The sequence below is a fragment of the Actinomadura rupiterrae genome, assembly GCF_024172125.1.
In the GTDB taxonomy this organism is placed as follows: domain Bacteria; phylum Actinomycetota; class Actinomycetes; order Streptosporangiales; family Streptosporangiaceae; genus Spirillospora; species Spirillospora rupiterrae.
Genome location: NZ_JAMZEA010000003.1, coordinates 535603 through 554921 on the forward strand (window position 1 = coordinate 535603; position 19319 = coordinate 554921).

At 69.9% G+C, this 19319-nt stretch carries 17 protein-coding genes; 8 read left to right on the forward strand and 9 right to left on the reverse strand.

The window, feature by feature from the left end:
- Nucleotides 1–21: 21 nt before the first annotated feature.
- The 4 genes from FHU30_RS11235 to FHU30_RS11250 are packed head-to-tail and all read right to left on the reverse strand — an operon-like array spanning nucleotide 22 to nucleotide 4767.
- Nucleotides 22–858, reverse strand: coding sequence for a class II fructose-bisphosphate aldolase (locus FHU30_RS11235; protein ID WP_253874706.1), 837 nt, complete (start codon nucleotides 856–858; stop codon nucleotides 22–24).
- Entirely contained in the window at nucleotides 846–2099 is a 1254-nt protein-coding gene (locus FHU30_RS11240; RefSeq protein WP_253874708.1) for a 1-phosphofructokinase family hexose kinase, read from the reverse strand. The genes FHU30_RS11235 and FHU30_RS11240 overlap by 13 nt, the downstream gene beginning before the upstream one ends.
- Complete coding sequence (gene nagA, locus FHU30_RS47005) at nucleotides 2096–3886, reverse strand: N-acetylglucosamine-6-phosphate deacetylase (RefSeq protein ID WP_308211266.1); 1791 nt, start codon at nucleotides 3884–3886, stop codon at nucleotides 2096–2098. The genes FHU30_RS11240 and nagA overlap by 4 nt, the downstream gene beginning before the upstream one ends.
- Nucleotides 3886–4767, reverse strand: a complete 882-nt coding sequence (locus FHU30_RS11250) for an SIS domain-containing protein (protein WP_253874712.1) — start codon at nucleotides 4765–4767, stop codon at nucleotides 3886–3888. The genes nagA and FHU30_RS11250 overlap by 1 nt, the downstream gene beginning before the upstream one ends.
- An 89-nt stretch (nucleotides 4768–4856) precedes the next feature.
- Here FHU30_RS11250 and FHU30_RS11255 point away from each other — a divergent pair, with 89 nt between their 5' ends.
- Nucleotides 4857–5636 (forward strand): DeoR/GlpR family DNA-binding transcription regulator, encoded by a 780-nt coding sequence (locus FHU30_RS11255; RefSeq protein WP_253874714.1) that lies wholly within the window; start codon nucleotides 4857–4859, stop codon nucleotides 5634–5636.
- Nucleotides 5637–6762: 1126 nt separating this feature from the next.
- Here FHU30_RS11255 and FHU30_RS11260 read toward each other — a convergent pair.
- From FHU30_RS11260 to galU, 5 genes are all read right to left on the reverse strand, one after another.
- A complete protein-coding gene (locus FHU30_RS11260) occupies nucleotides 6763–7470 on the reverse strand; it encodes an SIS domain-containing protein (RefSeq protein WP_253875318.1) in 708 nt (235 codons plus the stop codon).
- 136 nt (nucleotides 7471–7606) lie between these two features.
- Entirely contained in the window at nucleotides 7607–8089 is a 483-nt protein-coding gene (locus tag FHU30_RS11265; RefSeq protein WP_253874716.1) for a MogA/MoaB family molybdenum cofactor biosynthesis protein, read from the reverse strand.
- A gap of 33 nt (nucleotides 8090–8122) precedes the next feature.
- Complete coding sequence (gene moaC / locus FHU30_RS11270) at nucleotides 8123–8620, reverse strand: cyclic pyranopterin monophosphate synthase MoaC (RefSeq protein WP_372503873.1); 498 nt, start codon at nucleotides 8618–8620, stop codon at nucleotides 8123–8125.
- 2 nt (nucleotides 8621–8622) lie between these two features.
- Nucleotides 8623–9831 (reverse strand): molybdotransferase-like divisome protein Glp, encoded by a 1209-nt coding sequence (gene glp / locus FHU30_RS11275; protein ID WP_253874720.1) that lies wholly within the window; start codon nucleotides 9829–9831, stop codon nucleotides 8623–8625.
- A gap of 22 nt (nucleotides 9832–9853) precedes the next feature.
- Entirely contained in the window at nucleotides 9854–10780 is a 927-nt protein-coding gene (galU, locus tag FHU30_RS11280) for a UTP--glucose-1-phosphate uridylyltransferase GalU (protein WP_253874722.1), read from the reverse strand.
- Between the two features lie 18 nt (nucleotides 10781–10798).
- Between galU and FHU30_RS11285 the strand changes: the two genes are divergently transcribed.
- The 7 genes from FHU30_RS11285 (at nucleotide 10799) to mscL (ending at nucleotide 17918) form a co-directional block, all read left to right on the forward strand.
- Complete coding sequence (locus tag FHU30_RS11285) at nucleotides 10799–11404, forward strand: 5-formyltetrahydrofolate cyclo-ligase (protein WP_253874723.1); 606 nt, start codon at nucleotides 10799–10801, stop codon at nucleotides 11402–11404.
- Nucleotides 11405–11699: 295 nt separating this feature from the next.
- A complete protein-coding gene (locus tag FHU30_RS11290) occupies nucleotides 11700–12692 on the forward strand; it encodes a 2-hydroxyacid dehydrogenase (RefSeq protein ID WP_253874724.1) in 993 nt (330 codons plus the stop codon).
- A gap of 248 nt (nucleotides 12693–12940) precedes the next feature.
- A complete protein-coding gene (locus FHU30_RS11295; protein ID WP_253874725.1) occupies nucleotides 12941–14431 on the forward strand; it encodes a potassium/proton antiporter in 1491 nt (496 codons plus the stop codon).
- Between the two features lie 164 nt (nucleotides 14432–14595).
- Complete coding sequence (locus FHU30_RS11300; protein WP_253874726.1) at nucleotides 14596–14934, forward strand: FmdB family zinc ribbon protein; 339 nt, start codon at nucleotides 14596–14598, stop codon at nucleotides 14932–14934.
- Nucleotides 14935–15135: 201 nt separating this feature from the next.
- Entirely contained in the window at nucleotides 15136–15954 is an 819-nt protein-coding gene (locus FHU30_RS11305; RefSeq protein WP_253874727.1) for an S-methyl-5'-thioadenosine phosphorylase, read from the forward strand.
- Between the two features lie 303 nt (nucleotides 15955–16257).
- Nucleotides 16258–17457, forward strand: a complete 1200-nt coding sequence (locus tag FHU30_RS47620; RefSeq protein WP_372503860.1) for an SAF domain-containing protein — start codon at nucleotides 16258–16260, stop codon at nucleotides 17455–17457.
- A gap of 53 nt (nucleotides 17458–17510) precedes the next feature.
- Nucleotides 17511–17918 (forward strand): large conductance mechanosensitive channel protein MscL, encoded by a 408-nt coding sequence (gene mscL, locus FHU30_RS11310; protein ID WP_253874728.1) that lies wholly within the window; start codon nucleotides 17511–17513, stop codon nucleotides 17916–17918.
- Nucleotides 17919–19319: the final 1401 nt, after the last annotated feature.

The following is a 19319-nucleotide window of genomic DNA, read 5'->3' on the forward strand; positions in this document are numbered from 1 at the left end:
GGCCTGGCGGACGGACTTGGATCAGGTGATGTGGAGGACGTGGAGAAGGCGGGTGATTTCGGCGGCGACGGCGGTTCGGGCGGGGGACGCGTACTTGCGGGGGTCGACCATGTCGGGATTCTCAGCCAGCACCCGGCGCAACTCGCTCGTGTAGACCTTGTTGAGCTGCGTCGCGATATTGATCTTCGTCATTCCGCGCTCGACGGCGGCGGTGAGGGTCGCGTCCGGCACGCCGGACGATCCGTGCAGCACCAGCGGCACCGGCACCGCGGCCCGCAGCTCCGCGATCAGGTCGAGATCGAGAACCGCGTCCCGCGTGAGCATCGCGTGCGAGCTCCCCACCGCGACGGCCAGCGCATCCACGCCGGTCGCGGCCGTGTAGGCAACGGCCTCGGACGGCTTCGTGCGAACGCCCGGCGCGTGCACGCCGTCCTTGCCGCCGACCTCGCCGAGCTCCGCCTCCACCCATACGCCCTGCTCATGGCACCAGGCGGCGATCGCCGCGGTCTCAGCGACGTTCTCCTCGTACGGCAGGGTGGACGCGTCGAACATCACCGATCCGACGCCGAGCCGCACCGCCTCGCGCACGAGATCGGTGGACGTCGCGTGATCGAGATGGACGGCGACGGGCACGCCGGCCGCGCGCGCGACCGCGAGCGTCCCGGCGAGGATCGGTTCCAGTTCGCCGTGGTAGCGCACGCAGTTCTCGCTGATCTGGAGGATCACGGGCGCGCCCGCGGCCTCCGCTCCGCGCGCGATCGCGGTGGCGTGCTCCAGATGGATGACGTTGAACGCACCGACGCCGAGCCGCTCGGACGCGGCCTTCGCGACGATCTCGCCGGTTCCTACGAGGGGCATGGAAGTCCTTCGATCATGATTTCGGGGAGTAGGCGGACATACAGATCGGGGTCGAAGTCCCCCGCGACCGGAGCGGCGACCGCCGCGGCGGACAGCGCGACGGCGTCTCTCAGCAACGCATCCCAGGGACGTCCGAGCAAGAGGGCACGCGCGGTGGCGGCAACGGCCGCGTCGCCCGCCCCGGTGGGGTTCCCTGCGACGGCCCTTGGCGGGACGGCTCGCCAGACCCCATCGGCGGTAACGGCGAGCATCCCGTCCGCTCCGAGGGAGACCAGAACAGCCCCTGCCCCGGACGCCCGCAAAGAGTCAGCCCGTCCAACCACCTCACCGAACCACTCCCGCCCAGCCAAACCACCTCCCAGCACACCCCCGGAAACAGCCCCCCGCATGGAGTCGCCTTCGGAACCCGCCCCTCCCGCGGACCCGCCTTCCGGCTCACCTCCGGCGACCGCCCCTCCTGCGGGCGCAACTCCACCCTCACCTCCGGACTGCGCCCCCCTGGAAGCACCTCTCACGGAAAGCCCCTCCGGCCCACCCCCGGAGGCACCCTCCGGCTGATCTGCGGAGAGCGAGCCTCTCGTCGAAGCGGGCTCGTCCTCGGACGGCTTCGCGATGTCGCGCCCACCACCCACGTCCGGATGCCCCGGCTGAACGTCCGTGCCCGCACCTGCTGTCGCTCGAAGCAGTTCCTCGGCGTTGGGTTTGATCACGTCGGGCCGGCCGGCGACGCCGCGCGTCAGCGCCCCGCCGTCCGCATCGAGGACGACCTTTCCGGGCGCTAGCCGCACGAGCTCGGCGTACGCGTCCGCCGGCAGCCCAGGCGGGAGGCTCCCCGACAACACGACGACCGACGCGGACTCGGCAAGCGCGCGGAAATGATCGAGGAACGCCCGCCACTCCTCCGGCCGGACCTGGGGCCCGGCCTCGTTCAGGACGGTCGCCTCGCCGGTTTCGGTCTCGACGATGGTGAGCGTCCGGCGGGACGGCCCGGAGATGGGCAGGAAGTCATGGGCAAGCCCCGCCGCGTCCAGATCGTCCCGAATGAGGTCACCGACCACCCCACCGAGCAGCCCGGTCGCGACGACCTCGCATCCCAGAGCACCGGCGACGCGCGCCACGTTGATCCCCTTGCCTCCCGCCCGCTCCCGGACGGTCCGGACACGATGCGAGCCGCCCTGCTCCAGCGCTCCGACCTCGTACGTGACGTCCAGCGCCGCATTCAGCGTGACGGTGAGGATCATTGCCACCACCCGTCCTTCATCACTCGCTCGACGGCCCACCCGTCACCAAGAACGACCAGGTCAGCACGCTTCCCGACCTCCAGGGACCCGATCTCCCGATCAAGCCCCAGCGACCGCGCCGGAGCCAGCGAAGCGGCGCACGACGCGTCCTCGACCGCGACCCCGACGACCTCGATCGCCCGCCGGAACGCGTCCGCCATGGTGATCGTGCTGCCCGCGATGGACGACCCGTCCGCGAGCATCGCCCGTCCCTCGGAGACGGTGGCGGTCATCACTCCGAGGTGATAAGTGCCGTCCCCTATCCCGGCGGCGGCCATCGCATCCGTGATCAGCGCGACCCGTCCCGGCGCCGCGGCGAACACGAGCCGGACCACCTCCGGCTCCACGTGCACCCCGTCATTGATCAGCTCGACGGTCACCCGCGCGTCTCCGAGCGCCGCCGCAACGGGCCCGCCTTCCCGGTGATGCAGCGGCCGCATCCCGTTGAACAGATGCGTCGCCACACGCGCACCCGCGTCGAACGCCTCCCTGACGCAGGCCCCCGACGCGTCCGTGTGTCCGACTGCCGCAACAACACCTGCCTGGACGGCATCCCGGATCAGCTCGACCGCCCCGGGCAGCTCCGGCGCCAGCGTGATCATGCGGACATGACCACGCCCCACCGCCACCAGCCGCCCGAACTCCTCCCGATCGGGCGCCCGCAGCAACGCCGGATCATGCGCCCCACACCGGCTCGACGCCAGGTAAGGCCCTTCCAGGTGGATTCCGGCGATGAGCCCTTCGTCGGCGACCTCCGCAAGCCCGGCGACCCCGGCCGCCAAAGCGTCCGGCGATCCCGTCACCAGGCTCGCGACGGTCGTGGTCGTCCCGTGCCCCAAGTGGTACTCGGCGACCCGCCGAGCCTCATCCGCCCGCCCCGACTGGTACGAAGCCCCCGCTCCCCCATGGACGTGCATGTCGACAAACCCAGGCACGACATACCGCCCACCCAGATTCTCAACAACCTCCCGCACGCCCCCAGCAAGCACCCCCGCCGCGTCCTCGCCCCGAACCAGCTCCCCCGCACCAAAGCCACCCCGAGCTGGCAAAGCAACATCAGCCAAGTCGCCGGAACGCATAGAGCTGCCCCAAGACGACGGCGGCGCCCCCGCCCCAAGCGCCACAATCCGCCCGCCCTCGACCCGAAGCCAGCCGTGCACAACCCCGTCCGGCAACACAAGCCGAGCATTAACCAGCACCAACGCCCCCGCCGCAGGCGTCAGCGCGGACGCAGAACCCGACACGGACAAAGACTCCACCTCAGCCGCAGCCCCCACCCCAATCAGAGTCTCCGACCCAGTCGGCCTCTCCGACGCGGATTGAGGCTCCAGTCCGCTCCCGGACCCCGCCTCACCCGGCACCCCCGGCACAGCTGGGGGCACCGACGCGGACCGAGACTCCGCCGCAGCTGAAAACTGGGCCGCGCCCAAGGCCCCTGCCGCAGAACGAGACTCCAGCCCAGTCACGGATGGCGTACCAACCGCCGCCCCCGACAGGGCCGAAGGCTCCGGCGCAGCCAGCAACTCCGACGCCGAACGAGACTGCAGCGCAACTACGGACTCGGCTCCAAACGGGGACTCTGCATTAGCTGAAGACTGCGCCGCTTTGGAGCGCTCCGGCACCACTGGAGCACCCGACGCGGGACGAGGCTCCGGCGCGGTTGGGGGCCCCGACGCAGCGGCGGGCTCCGGAGCGGCCGGGGGCTCGGTCCTCCGGGAGGACGGGGAGGACGGGGGTGCGGGGGGCATCAGCCGAGGATGACGGAGCGGGTGAGGTTGCGGGGGGTGTCCGGGTCGTGGCCGGCCTGCCGGGCGAGGTGCAGGGCGAGGCGGTGGACGCGGACGAGGTCGGCGAGCGGGTCCAGCGGGCTGACGATCATCGTGCCGCCGACCCCGGCGACCTGCTCGGCCAGGCCGGCCGGTGGTTCGCCGAACATCCAGGCGACCCGGCCGGGGCCGGTGATCGCGATGGGGCCGTGCCGGTACTCCATCGCCGGGTAGGACTCGGTCCACGCCGTGGCGGCCTCGCGCATCTTCAACGCGGCCTCGTGCGCGAGCCCGACGGTCCAGCCGCGGCCGAGGAAGGTGAACTGCTCGGCTGTCAGCGCCGCCTCGGGGAGCGGCTCGGCGAGAGCGCGCTCCGCGTCGGCGATCGCACCGCTGAGGTCCTCCCCCAGGTGCGCGCGCAGGAGGACGAGCTGGCTCGTCGCGAACCGGGTCTGCACGACCGACTGCTCGTCCGCGTAGTCGAGCACGATCACCTCGTCCGCCGCCGTCATCACCGGGGTGGACGGGTCGGCGGTGATCGCGACGCTCGGGAGGTCCGTGCGGTCGAGCAGTTCCAGGACCTCGGTCGTGGTTCCGGAGCGGCTGAGCGCCAGCACCCGGTCGTAGCGCCGCCCGAACGGGAACTCCGAGGCGGCGAAGGCGTCGGTCTCGCCGAGACCGGCGGCCTCGCGCAAAGCGGCGTAGGACTGGGCGATGAACCAGGACGTTCCGCAGCCCACCACGGCGACCCGTTCGCCCGGACGCGGCAGCACGGCGCCGACGCCGCCCGCCCCGTCGCGGGCGGCCCGCCGCCACAGGTCCGGCTGCGAGCCGATCTCGCTCTCGGTGTGGTTCCCCGTCATGGTGACCTTCCCTCGATGCTCATTAATGCTCGTTTCTTATCTCAAACAGACACAAAGAAACAAGGCCGCGCACGGCTAGACTCCCCTCCGTGACCCGTCACGAACGCTTGAACGCGCTGCTGGAACTGCTCGCCGACGCCGGGCAGCTGAGCGTGGAGGAGGCCGCCGCGCGCATGGCGGTGTCCGCCGCGACGATCCGGCGCGACTTCGACGAACTCGCCCAGCAGCAGATGCTGACCCGGACCCGCGGCGGCGCCGTCGCCAACAGCGTCAGCTACGACCTGCCGCTGCGGTACAAGACCGCCCGGCACGCGTCCGAGAAGCAGCGCATCGCCGCCGCGACGGCCGGGATCGTCCCCATGGGCGCGATCATCGGCCTGAACGGCGGGACCACGACCACCGAGGTCGCGCGCGTGCTCGCCACCCGCCCGGATCCGGGCGGCGGCCGGCCGGCCCTCACCATCGTGACGAACGCCCTCAACATCGCCAGCGAACTGGCCGTCCGCCCGCACGTGAAGATCGTCCTCACCGGCGGCGTGCCGCGCCCCCAGTCCTACGAGCTGACCGGACCGCTGGCCGCCGGCATCTTCGACCACGTCACCCTGGACATCGCCATCCTGGGCGTGACCGGCATCACCGCCGAGCACGGCGCGACCTGCCCGAACGAGGACGAGGCCGCCGTCAACCGCCTCCTCGCCGACCGCGCCGACCAGGTCGTGGTCGTCGCGGACGGCTCAAAGGTCGGCCGCCGGGACTTCGCCCGCATCTGCGACACCGTGACCGTCGACACCCTCGTCACCGACGAGACCCTCAGCGACGAGGACGCCGCCGCCTTCACCGAAGCAGGCGTGGTGGTCATCCGCGCCTAACCCGCCCCGGCCCACACCCCCGCGCACGTCCGGATCCCCCACCCCTGGGTGCTTGAGCGCCCACGCCCCACATCCCCTCGGACGTTTCGAAGCACCCACCAGAGCGCCATACATCGCACCCCACGCCACCCAGCCCAATCCACCCCGCAGTTCCCCACTCCGACATCACCCGAGCCAACAACCAGGAGGCCGGGGAGCGACGCGCGCACGAACAGCACGCCGACCACAGAGGCGCAAGCGAGCTGCAGCCCAACGTCAATCGCGCGGACGAGCCGCAGCCAAGCGGCAGGCGCACAGCCGAGCATCAGCCCGGCACCAGACGCACAGGCGAGCAGCACCCCACCACCAAACGCGCGGGCGAGCGGCAGGCTGGGGAGCGCCACACGGACGCGCTGCAACCCAACCACAGGCGCCCGAGCGAACGGCAGCCCGATGGCACACGCACAGGCGAGCCGCTGGGTCGGGAGCGACGCACGGACGCGTTGCCAGCCGACGACGGGCACCCGAGCGAACGGCAACCCCATGCCACACGCACAGGCGAGCCGCTGGGTCGGGAGCGACGCACGGACGCGTTGCCAGCCGACGACGGGCACCCGAGCGAACGGCAACCCGACGGCACACGCCCAGGCAAGCCGCAGGCTCGGAAGCGCCACACGGACGCGCTGCAACCCAACCACGAGCACCCGAGCGAACGGCAACCCGACGGCACACGCACAGCCAAGCCGCAGGCTCGGAAGCGCCACACGAACGCGTTGCCAGCCGACGACGGGCACCCGAGCGAACGGCAGCCCGATGGGGCACGCACAGCCGAGCGGCAGGGTGGGCAGCGACGCACGGACGGATTGCAGGCCGACGGCGGACGCACAGGCAGGCAGCAGCCTGGCGGCGGACGCGCGGGCGGGCGGCAGTCTGGCGGCGGAGGCGTGAGCGGGACGCAGGGCGGCGGCGGACGCGTAGGTGGGCAGTCGGTGGGGGTTGGGTGGGGTGGCTTGCAGCGAGTTGGGTGGGGTGGCGGCTTCGGGCGGGCTGGTCGTGGTGCCGTCGGCAGGTCGGCAGGCCGTGCTGGTGTCGGTTGGGCAGCTGGTGCTGGCCAAATGCGTCGCGTTCGGGGGTGGGTGGTTGGGGGTTAGAGGTAGAAGATGCGGTCGGCGTTGGCGCGGAGTTGCTGTTTGTTGCGGTCGGCGCCTCCGGGGAGGTTGACGGAGCGGAAGACGGGTGGAGCGAGGCCGCGTGCCGCCAGGCGTTCGATGACGGCGGCGGTCAGGGCTTGGAGCAGCGCCGTGACGACCACGCCGGACGTCGCGCAGAAGGGCTCGGAGACGGACGGGTCGGTGAGGATCGCGTCGCCGATCGGCACGTGGTTGTCCAGGACGATGTGCGCCACTTCGGCCAAGCGCGTTCCATAGGCGCGCGAGGTGACCGCGACAACGACCAGCCCTCGTGCGGCGGCGAGCGAGGCCAGCTCGACCGGGAGCGCGTTGCGTCCGGAGACCGAGACCACGATCAGGACGTCGCCCTCCTGGACCGGCGAAGCGTCCAGGAGTGCCGCGGCGTAACCCGGTAGGCGTTCGAGCGCCGTGCCCAGCGTGGCCGGTCGGGTCTCGACCCCGGAGAGGCCCGGGGCCGGCAGCGGGTTGACCAGCATCAGGCCACCGGCGCGGTAGACGATGTCCTGGACCGGGAGTGCCGAGTGCGAGCTGCCGAACGCGAACAGCCGCCGCCCGGAGGCGAGTGCCGAGGCCGTCGCATCGGCGGCCTCGTCGATCCGTTCGCGTTCGGCATCGCGGACGGTTCGCAGCAGTTCGGTCACCGCGTCGAAGTACGCGTCGCTCATCCGGCTCACACCGGCATGTTCCGCCCTGACGGCGGTCTCGTGAACTCTCTCTCGCAGCCATGTCCACGAGCCTAGGAAGCCCTCCCTGCTTCCGAAAGCTCGCGGCCGATCTGTGGATAACTCACATCCCCGCAGGTCAAGCGGGGCGAGGATGGTCTCCACCGGCGATCTGGTCGACGGCATGGGCCAGCACCGGGGCCAGCACGGCCATCCCGTCCCGGACGCCGCCGGTGGACCCGGGCAGGTTGACGATCAAGGTCCGCCCGGCGGTCCCCGCCAGCCCGCGGGACAGGATCGACGCCGGGACGGTGTCGCGGCTGACGGCCCGGACGGCCTCGGCGATGCCCGGAATCTCGCGTTCCAGGACGCGCCGCGTCATCTCGGGCGTCCGGTCCGTAGGAGTAAGCCCCGTTCCGCCTGTGGTCACCACGACGTCGTAGCCCTCGGACACGGCGGCCCGCAGAGCCTCCTCGACGGGCTCGCCATCCGGGACCACGCGCGGACCGTCCACCTCGCACCCGGCTTCGGCGAGCAGCGAAACCAGCACCGGCCCGGACCTGTCCTCGTACACGCCTGCAGAAGCGCGGTTCGAAACGGTCACCGCCAACGCGCGAATCACTGGATTCCTCCTCTGCCTACCAAGCCGAACCCGTCAGCGCGCGTTTGAAGACTTGCGTTGCCAGAGGCCGGTTTTGCCCCCGGTTTTCTCCTCCACGCGGACGTCCGTGATGACGGCGGCGGGGTCGATGGCCTTCACCATGTCGATCAGCGACAGCGCCGCAACGGAGACCGACGTGAGCGCCTCCATCTCGACGCCCGTACGGTCGGCCGTCCGGACGACCGCCTCGATGGCCACGCCGCCGTCCTCGACGGCGAGTTCCACCTCGACGCCGTGGAGAGCGATGGGATGGCACAGGGGCACGAGGTCCGGCGTACGCTTCGCGCCCATGATGCCCGCGATCCGCGCGACGGACAGGGCGTCCCCCTTGGGCACCTCGCCCACGCGCAGGGCGGCCACGCACTCGGGAGACAGCCGGACGAAGCCGGTCGCCGTCGCGGTGCGCATCGTGACGGACTTGGCCGAGACGTCCACCATGCGAGCCGCGCCCGCATCGTTCAGATGGGAGAATCCGGCGAATTCCGAACCCATGCTCATGACGGCAACCTCATCACCTCGACGTGGGACCCCGCGGACGCGCTTTCGACGGCTTCAGGCAGGACGATCAGCGCGTTAGCCGAGGCCAGCGAACCCAGCTGGTGCGAACCCTGCCCTTCGGCAGGTGACACCGCGTATCCCGCAGGTCCGTAGCTCAACCGCGCGCGCAGGTAGTGCCGGATACCCGCGGGCGACTTCAGGTCACCGTCCAGGACGGCCGAGACGGTCGGCAGCGGTTCGGGAGGCAGCCCCTGCATCGCGCGTAGGGCGGGCCGGACGAACACCTGGAACGACACGTAGGCGCTAACCGGATTACCCGGCAGCGTGAAAATCGGGGTGCCGCGCAGTAGGCCGAAGCCCTGCGGCTTACCCGGCCGCATGGCGACCTTGTGGAACTCCACGGTTCCGGTGCCGGTCAGGACTTCCTTCACCACGTCCCTGGTGCCCATGGACACTCCGCCGGACGTGACGATCGCGTCCGCGCGCATGAGCTGGTCCTCAAGCGTCTCCAGCACCTTGTCGGGTTCGTCCCCGACCGTGGTCTGCCGGTAGCCGACGCCGCCCGCCTCGATGACGGCGGCGGTGAGCATGAAGCTGTTGGAGTCCCAGATCTGGCCCGGCGCGAGGGGCGAACCCGGTTCCCGCAACTCGTTCCCTGTGGACAGGACGACCACGCGCGGACGAGGCCGGACCACAACACGGGACTTTCCTACAGCGGCCATCATGCCGAGCTGTGCAGCACCCAGCCGTGTACCGGCAGGCGCCACGACCTGCCCTTCGAGGACGTCCTCCCCCGCGCGCCTGATGTAGTTCCCGGACGGCGCGGAGCGATGGATGCGGACGGACGTGCTACCGCCGTCGGTCCACTCGACCGGGACGACCGCATCCGCGCCCGCGGGGAGCGGAGCGCCCGTCATGATGCGCGCGCTGAGTCCCGCACGGATCGCGGCGATGCCGTCGTCGCCGGCCAGGATGTCGCCGACGACGGGCAGCGTCACCGGCGTGTCCTTGGACGCGCGCGCGATGTCGGACGCCACGACCGCGTAACCGTCCATCGCCGAGTTGTCGAACGGCGGCAGTGGCATTGGTGAAGCGACGTCCTCCGCGAGAACTCCGCCGCCCGCTTCCAGTAGCGCCAGGTCTAGCGGCGGGAGCACCGGCACGGCGTTCAGGATCCCCGCCAGGTGCTCTTCGACCGTCCTCATGGTCCGTCCTCCAGGCGGGTGGTCAGGCGTCCTTCGCGGCGTCGGCCCCATCGTGCGCGCGCACGAAGTCGCGCAGCCACGCCATGAACTCGGCGGACAGGTCCTCGCGCTCCGAGGCGAACTGCACGACGGTCCGGAGGTACTCCAGCTTGTTGCCGGTGTCGTAGCGGCGGCCCCGGAACTTGACGCCGTAGACGCCTCCGCCCTGGTCGGCGGGCATGTCGGCGAGGGTGCGCAGCGCGTCGGTGAGCTGGATCTCCCCCCCGCGCCCAGGCGGGGTCTTCTCCAGCACGTCGAAGACCGCGGGGTCGCAGACGTAGCGGCCGATGATGATCCAGTTGCTCGGCGCCTCGTCGCGCGCGGGCTTCTCGACCAGGTCGGTGATCCGCACGACGTCGTCCTCGCCGGTCGCCTCGATCGCGGCGCAGCCGTAGGCGGAGACCTGGTCGGGCTCGACCTCCATCAGCGCCACGACGCTGCCGCCGTACCGGTTGCGCACCTCGATCATGCGCTTGAGCAGCGGGTCCCGGGCATCGATCATGTCGTCGCCGAGCAGCACCGCGAACGGCTCGGTCCCGACGTGCTGGCGCGCGCAGAACACCGCGTGGCCGAGGCCGCGCGGCTCGCCCTGCCGGACGTAGTGCATGATCGCGAGGTCGGCGGACTCGCGGATCGCGGCGAGGCGCTCGTCGTCGCCCTTGGCGTTCAGCGCCTCCTCCAGCTCGTACGCGCGATCGAAGTGGTCCTCGATGGAACGCTTGCTGCGTCCGGTGACCATCAGCACGTCGGTGAGTCCCGCGTCCACCGCTTCCTCGACGACGTACTGGATCGCAGGTTTGTCGACGATGGGGAGCATTTCCTTGGGAGTCGCCTTGGTGGCGGGCAAGAATCGGGTCCCGAGCCCTGCCGCCGGAACGACGGCCTTGCGTACAGGTGCGAAGTCGGCCATGTAGAGACCCTAGTCACCGTGAAGGACCAGAGCGTGCACGACATCGGCTCCAAACCCGCCCTGCGGGCTGAACTTCTGGCCAACCGCGCGGAACTGTCCGCCGACGTCCGTTCGGCGGCGGGACGTTCCCTTCGGGACACCCTGCTAGGCATGCCCGAGGTGGAGATGGCCGGAACGGTCGCGGCGTACGTCTCCATAGGCACCGAGCCGGAGACGCATGGGCTGCTCTTCGCTTTGTGGAAGCGCGGCACCTATGTGCTGATCCCCCGGCTGCTTCCGGACGGCGATCTCGACTGGGCCTCCTACGAAGGTCCCGATTCGCTCGTTTCCGGCCCGTTCGGCTTGCTGGAGCCCAGCGAGCCCGGACGCGGCGTGGAGGCCATCGCGAGTGCGGATGTGGTTGTCGCACCGGCCCTGGCCGTAGACCGGACGGGCGTCCGCCTTGGCAGAGGCGGCGGTTCCTATGACCGCGCCCTCGCGCGCGTGAGCCCGGCCGTCCTCACGGTGGCACTTCTGTACGAAGGCGAGTTGCTGGACAACATCCCCAAGGAGCAGCACGATCGCACGGTTCGCGCGGCCGTGACCCCGGACGAGGGGCTTCACCTCCTGGGAGACGGCAATTAAGGTGGCCCCCGCACACCGAGATCCGTAGGCCGCTTCGGATCGTCGCGCGTCCCCACCCTGGCGCGACGGCCCGCATGGAGCGGTCTGTCCAACGCGGCTGCCCATCGGCGATGCCGACGTGCGCACGCACGAGGCAAGCGCCCGATCTGCTGCGGGCAGGACGGCCGTCTGACCGGAATCGGCCGTCCACATGCGGCTTCTGCTGCTGAGCCGGGAGTTCTGGCGGCGTCCGTCCCGGCAGCGGATCCTCGTGCGCACGCGGCCGGGCATGGGCGGAAGGGATGGCGAGGACGGAATGACGACGAAACCGTGGAACGTGCTGGCGCTGGCGCCACTGGACGAAGGCATCGTCCGGGGGCTGTTCGCGCCATTGGGGGAAGCGGTACGAGTCTCGTTCCCGTCCTCGCGCGACCGCGCGGGAGTGCACGCCGCGATCGCCGACGCCGACGTGGTCGTCTCCGACTTCTCCGGTGCTCTGCCCCTGGACGCGGAAACCGTAAGGGCGGCTTCCCGGCTCGCGTTCGTGCAGTTGCCGCAGGTGGGTTCCGACAACGTCGATCTGGACGCGCTCACGGACGCGGGCGTCCCCGTGGCCAACACCGCCGGGGTCAACACGCGCGCAGTAGCGGAGTGGGCCGTCGGAGCGGCGTTCGCGCTCTGCCGCGGCCTCGTATGGGCGGACCGCGCCGTCCGCTCGGGCGGCTGGCCTCAGATGGAGGCGCTCGTGCGCGGGGGACGCGAGCTGCACACCCAGCGTGTCGGGATCGTCGGCTACGGAGCGATCGGCGCGGAAGCGGCACGGCTGTTCTCTGCGCTCGGCTGCCCCGTCTCGTACTGGACGCGCCGTCGGCGTCCGGAAGCGCCCGCCACGTACCGTGAACTGGACGACCTCCTGGCGCACTCCGACATCCTGGTAATCGCCCTGCCCCTGACGGACGAGACGCGGAACCTGCTGGACGACGCCAAGCTCGCCCTGCTTCCGCCCCGGGCGCTGCTCATCAACGTCGCGCGCGCGGGGATCGTCCCCGAGGACAGCGTCGTCGCCGCTCTCGATTCGGGCCACCTCGCCGCGGCGGCGCTCGATGTGTTCGAAATCGAGCCTCCGGAGCTCGACAACCCCCTGCGCACGCACGAGAACGTCCTCCTGTCCCCGCACGCCGCCTGGGCCACCTCGCAGGCGCAGGTCAACAGCGCGATCGTCATCCAGGACAACGTGAAGGCCGCAGTGGAGGGCCGCCCGGTGCGCAACGTCATCAACGGCCTGCCGCCCAAAATCGACCGCCGCTGAGGCCGCGCGCCCACCCCGCCTCAACTGCACCGGCCGGCCTGGCTCAACTCCACCGGCCGGCCTGGCTTAACTCCACCGGCCGGCCCAGCTCAGCTCAACCGGCTGGCCCGGCTCGTCCCGCCGACTTCCCAGCTTGTCCTACCGGCTTCGCTTTCGCCCAGGTCAGAGGGATTGCTGAACGCCCGTTATGAGATCGATGGGCGAACTGCATAGGATCTCTTAACGATCACCTAGGCGAAGGGTGGGATGTGCAGCTCGACCTCTGGCTACTCCTCGGAGCCACGCTCATACTCTGCGCGATCGTCGCCGTGCGGTTGTCCACGAGTGCGGGTCTCCCCACGCTCCTCGCCTACCTCGGCCTAGGCCTGCTGATCGGCGAGTCCGGTTTCGGACTGCGCTTCGACAACGCGGAGCTCGCCGAGGTGCTGGGCCTAGCGGCACTGGTGCTCATCCTCGCCGAGGGCGGCATCACCACGGACTGGCAAAAAGTGCGCCGATCGGTGCCCGCCGCCCTGTCGGTGTCCACGATCGGCACTCTCGTCAGCATCGGCGTCGTCGCCGTAGCGGCCAACTGGCTCCTCGGCATGGACTGGCGCCTGGCGTTCCTCCTGGGCGCGGTACTGGCGCCGACGGACGCGGCGGCAGTGTTCTCAGTACTGCGACGCCTGCCGCTCCCCCCGCGCCTTACGGGCCTGCTAGAGGCGGAGTCCGGTTTCAACGACGCGCCAGTGGTAATCGTCGTCGCCACGCTCAGCGCATCGGAAGCCGCACACGGCGTACCGAACCTCGCCGAACTCGCCGGGGTCATGGTCTACGAGCTGGTCGTCGGCGGCCTCATCGGCTTCGCAGCCGGATGGGCCGGTGTCTTCACCCTCCGTAGGATGGCCCTCCCCGCATCCGGCCTTTACCCCATCGCGGTGCTGTCCCTAACGGTCGACTCTTACGGCGCAGCGAACCTGATTCACTCCAGTGGCTTCCTCGCGGTTTACGTCAGCGCCCTAGTGCTGGGCAACGCGCGCCTACCGCACCGCCCCGCAACCCGGGGCTTCGCCGAAGGAATCGCCTGGCTGGCCCAGATCGGCCTGTTCGTCATGCTCGGCCTACTCGCCTCGCCTAGCGACCTGCCCGCCCAGATCGTCCCGGCCATAGTGATCGGCTTCGTGCTGCTTCTCGTGGCGCGCCCCTTGTCGATCCTGATTTCCACGGCCGGATTCAAGCTTTCCCTTGGGGAGAAGCTGTTCGCCTCGTGGGCGGGCCTGCGCGGCGCGGTTCCGATCGTCCTGGCGACGATCCCCTGGGTGAAGGACGTGCCGGGCGCGACCCGCCTCTTCGCGATCGTCTTCACCGTCGTGGTGCTGTTCACGCTCCTTCAGGGCCCGACACTGCCCCTGGTGGCGCGCTGGTGCGGCCTGAAGGACGACTCGCGCGCCCGCGAACTGGGCGTCGAAGCCGCCCCCCTTGAGGAACTCCATGCGGACCTCCTGGAGATCCGGATTCCTGACGACTCCCACCTGAACGGTGTCGAGATCTTCGAGCTGCGCCTCCCGCATGGGGCGTCCATCACACTTGTCGTCCGGGACGGCGAAAGCTTCGTGCCCGAGCCCACCACCACCCTGCGCGCAGGAGACACCCTCCTGGTCGTGACCACGGCGGACGTCCGGGACGCGGCGGAACGCCGCCTGCGAGCGGTGAGCCGCAGGGGCAAGCTCGCAGGCTGGTTCGGCGAGACCGGAATCTAGGGACCCAGGGGTCCTGACCTGCCCGAACAGTCTTCGGCATAGGCCGGCACGGAGGCGCTGGGAACAGATCGGTTGCGAATCCTGTTCACTACATCGGTACCATTAGCAGTCATCTAAGGTGAGTGCCAGTCCGGATACCCGGTCTGAGGCAGCAAGGAGGGACCGTGCCGACGTATCAGTACGTTTGCACCGAGTGCGGCGAGCCTCTGGAGGCCGTGCAGAAGTTCAGCGACGACGCGCTGACCGAGTGCCCGGCATGCCGCGGCAAGCTCCGCAAGGTCTTCTCGGCCGCCGGCATCATCTTCAAGGGCTCGGGCTTCTACCGCACCGACAGCCGCGGTGGCTCGTCCTCGACGGTGAGCACCCCGGCCGCCGGCAAGTCGTCCTCGGCGGACGGCTCATCTGACAAGTCCTCGGCCTCGACCACGTCCTCTTCGGACTCGTCGTCCTCCTCCTCGACGTCGACGAGCAGCTCGTCCTCGTCGTCCGAGAAGGTCGCCTAACCGCGTTCAGCGGTTCCCATAGCTTCCCCACAGTCGGGGTCTCTCATAGGCAGAGACTCCGGCTGTTGTCGTCTTGGCCAGATGCCGTGCGGACGGCCCCATCCCCGCGCACGCGAGTAGCGGAAGCTCGGTTGTCGACGAGTTATCCACAGTTGGCGGCCGGACTTCGTTGATCTTGGCCGGGCTGGTTAGTGTCGGCGCATGTCCACTCCTGATTCCGCGTCCGCCGAGATCGGCGTCATCGGCGGCTCCGGCTTCTACTCGTTCCTCGACAACGTCACCGAGGTGGAGGTCGAGACCCCGTTCGGCCCGCCGAGCGACCCGATCACCCTCGGCGAGCTCGGCGGCCGCCGCGTCGCCTTCGTCCCCCGCCACGGCGCCGACCACCGCTTCCCGCCGCACCGCATCCCCTACCGTGCCAACCTGTGGGCCCTGCGCTCGCTGGGCGTCCGGCAGGTCCTCGCGCCGAGCGCGGTCGGCTCCCTCACCCCCGCCTACGGCCCGGGCACCCTCGTCGTGCCCGACCAGCTCGTCGACCGGACGTCGGGCCGTCCGCAGACCTTCTACGACGAGGGCGCGGCGATCCACGTCTCGTTCTCCGACCCCTACTGCCCGGTCGGCCGCAGTGCCGCCCTGTCCCAGGGGCAGGCCGCCGGCTGGCCCCCGGTGGACGGCGGCACGCTGGTCATCATCGAAGGTCCCCGCTTCTCCACCCGCGCCGAATCCCAGTGGTTCGCCGCCCAGGGCTGGACCCTCGTCGGCATGACCGGCCACCCCGAGGCAGTCCTCGCGCGCGAACTCGCCCTCTGCTACACCCCGCTCTGCCTGGTCACCGACCTCGACGCCGGCATCGAGTCCGGCGACGGCGTGACCATGGACGAGGTCTTCCGCGTCTTCGCCCAGAACATCGGCCGCCTCCGCCCCCTGGTCGCCGACATCGTCTCCACCCTCCCCACCGAACGCACCTGCCCCTGCGCGAACACCCTGGACGGCATGAAACTCCCCATCCAACTCCCGTAACCCCGCACGCCCCCGCCGAACGCCACCCCTCACGACCGCCCCAAAGCCACAAAGCCTTTCATCAAACCCCGGTGAGCAAGATCCTGGCGCTTTAAGCGCCATCATCACCTCACCCCATGCCCCATACCCAAATCCAACTCCACACCGCAACGTGCCGATCACAGAGAGCACCTCGTCATCCATGCACCCGTTGCACAACCACGAAAGAAGTCATGAAACTCAACCTCTTCACGCCGCCCACAGCGAAGTACGCCCCAACCAATGGGCTCCACAGAACCGAGTCGAGCTTCCTCGGAGAGAACGATGAATGACGGATTCGGACGGAAACGACGCCTGTTAGCAGCCCTGTTCGCTGCACTCGGCACGGGACTCGTCCTCTTGTCGATCCGACCGTCTGCCCCACGAACCGTCCACATCGCGGTCGCGTCACGAGACCTCGCCGCCGGGGCGACGCTTCGCCCGAGCGATATTCGAATCGTCGCGCTTCCGCCGGCGGTTCGTCCCGATGGGGCGCTCCGCGATCCGCCTGTCGGTCACGTCCTGTCGGGGGCTGTCCGAAGAGGCGAGGCACTCACCGATGCGCGCCTGCTCGGACCGGGACTTCTGGACCAGCAACCCCCAGGCACGGTCGCCACCCCGATCCGGGTAGCCGACGCGGCATCGGCGCGCCTCCTGCGTCCAGGCGACCGAATAGACGTGCTGACCGCCACACCTCCCGGTTCTTCACAAGACCCGCCACCCGTACCGGACGAATCCGCCCCAGGACCCAGCCCCGACGGACCGAAACCCCCACCACCCGGCAAGCCGTCCACCAAAACCGCGACACCCGGCATCAACACAAGCCCCGTTCCCCGGGTATCACCCGCCACCAAGCCTGTCGGCAACCTAGAACTGGAGCCCCCTCTCGCAGCACCAGCGCTCCCGGCCCAGACACCCAGGCCCATCCAGACCTGGCCTCCAACGTCCATTGCGGCGGCATCTACGGCACCCTCCCAAGGCCAACCCGACGCACTGCGAAAACAACAGAAAGCAACCGCTCTCTGGATTCAAATACCGCCACTCCAGGGCCACACAGCCGCGCGCACCAAGCACCGAGATACAACGCCCCCACCGCCCAGTTGCGCCACTCCGATTTCGCCCGCGCCCGAACGACGAGAGACCCAGTTCAAGGGAAGCAAGGAGACCAACCTAAGTCACTGCCAAACAAACGATGCATCAACCGGATATGCCTCCGCGGAGATCACCTCCTACCGAAGACAGGACGCACAACTCGCAAGAACGGAGGATGGCCTTCGCTTGGAGCCAAGCCCATTGAGGATTGGCCTCGCGGGCTGGTCCCGGGTCGTGGTCTCGTCCGCTGTCGTCCTGGCAGTGCCTCATGAGGAGAGTGGACTCGGCAATGCTGGGCAAGGTGCATTGGTCGTGCTGGCGACCAGTCGCGCACAAGCCGCCGCGCTGGCGGGGGCCGGAGGTCCACTGCTCGTGACACTCGTGCGCGATTGACCGCGCCACTGTGTTACGGTCTGACGACTCTAAGCGACGAAAGGATACGTTTTATGGATGGGTTCAAGAAGTTCTTGTTCAGGGGGAACCTGGTCGAGCTCGCCGTGGCCGTCGTCATCGGCGCCGCGTTCAGCGGCCTGGTCACCGCCTTCGTGAACTCGTTCATCGGCCCGCTGCTGGCCCTGATCGGGGGCAAGCCCAACTTCGACGCCCTCGGCTTCACGATCAACGGGACGCTGTTCCCCTACGGGAAGTTCCTCACCGCCCTGATCTCCTTCCTGATCACGGCCGCGGTGATCTACTTCTTCATCGTCCTGCCGATGGCGAAGCTGCTCCAGCGGCTCACGCGCAAGGAAGAGGCTTCGGAACACCCCTGCCCGCACTGCCTGAGCGACATCCCGATCAAGGCGACCCGCTGCAAGTTCTGCACCTCCGAAGTCCAACCCATCCTCCCCGCCTGACCAGCCCACCCCCTCTCCCGTTCCCACACCAAACCCACATCCGCCCCCTGCCTCCCCTTCAATACACCGCACCAGCACCCCGTTCCCCAGGCTCCGCAACACCTGACATGCCTAACCGCATGCGCCCTGGTTTGGGCGACAGAGCGGCCAAGTTAGTACGGCACAGCGCCCAGGCCAGCACGCCCGCACGGCATCTGACCTCCGCGACCGCTTACTACCTGGTCTGCGAGCTGCGGCGCCCCTGGCACGTGCGGCGGTGCGCGGAACTGCGCGCCCGTACGCGGCCTGGCTTGCGGGGCGCTGCGCCGGACCGACGCGACCGCTCACCCCTGGCTCATGCGGGGCGGCATCCGCACCTGTGCGGCGCGGCGCCCGGAGCTGCGCGACCGCAGGCGCCCCTGACACGTGCGGCGGCGCGCAGAACTGCACGTCCGAATGCGGCCTGGCTTGCGGGGCGCTGCGCGGGACCAGGGTGCCCGCGCGGCGGCTGACCCGGTCGGCCGCTTACGCTCGGCTTGGACGACGCGCGCTCGGACTCGCGCCACCCACCCACGTTCTGGCTCGTGCGGCAAAGAGGATGGCCTTGCGAACGAGTGCACCCTGACGTGGGCAGCGCGGCGCCTCCTCCAGCTCGTCGCCTCCCGCCCGTCTGATGTGCTTGACCGTATACGTCCTGCATGCGCCCGGCGCGACGCACGGATCTGCATGCCCGCCTGCGGTCCGGCTTGCGTGACGCTGTGCCGGACCAGCGTGCCCGTACGGCGCTTGGCTTGGACGGGCGCTCGCGTCCGGCTTGTACGAGAACGCCAGCGAGTTTGTCGGTTCCGCGCCCAGGCCAGCGTGCCCGCACAGCGTCTGACTTTCGCGACCGCATACGACCGGCCTACCGGATGCGGCGCCCTGGCATGTGCGGTGCAGCGCGCAGGCCTGCGCTTGCGTCTGCGGTTGGCTTACGTGAGTCTGTGCCAGATCAGCGCCCGTACGGCGCTTGGCCTGGGCGGGCGCTCGCGTCCGACTCGTACGAGAGCGCCAGCCAAGTTGTCGGCTCGGCACCCAGGGCAGCTTGCCCGCACGGCATTTGGCCCTCGCGACCGCTTTCGACCTGGCCTGCCGGATGCGGCGCCCTGGCATGGGCGGCGCAGCACGCAGCCTGCGCTTCCGACTGCGGCCTGGTACATGCAGCGCAGCGCGCGGAGCTGCGCCGCACGTATGCGGCCTGGTTTGCCTGGCGCTGCGCGGGACCCGCGCGACCGCCCGCCCCTGGCTTGTGCGGCGCGGTGCCCGGAGCTACGCGACCGCGAGCGCCCTGGGGCATGCGGTGTTGCGCGTGGAGCTGCATGCCCGTATGCGGTCTGGCAGCGCGGGCCGGTGTGCCCGTGCGGCGCCCGGCCTGGGCGGTTA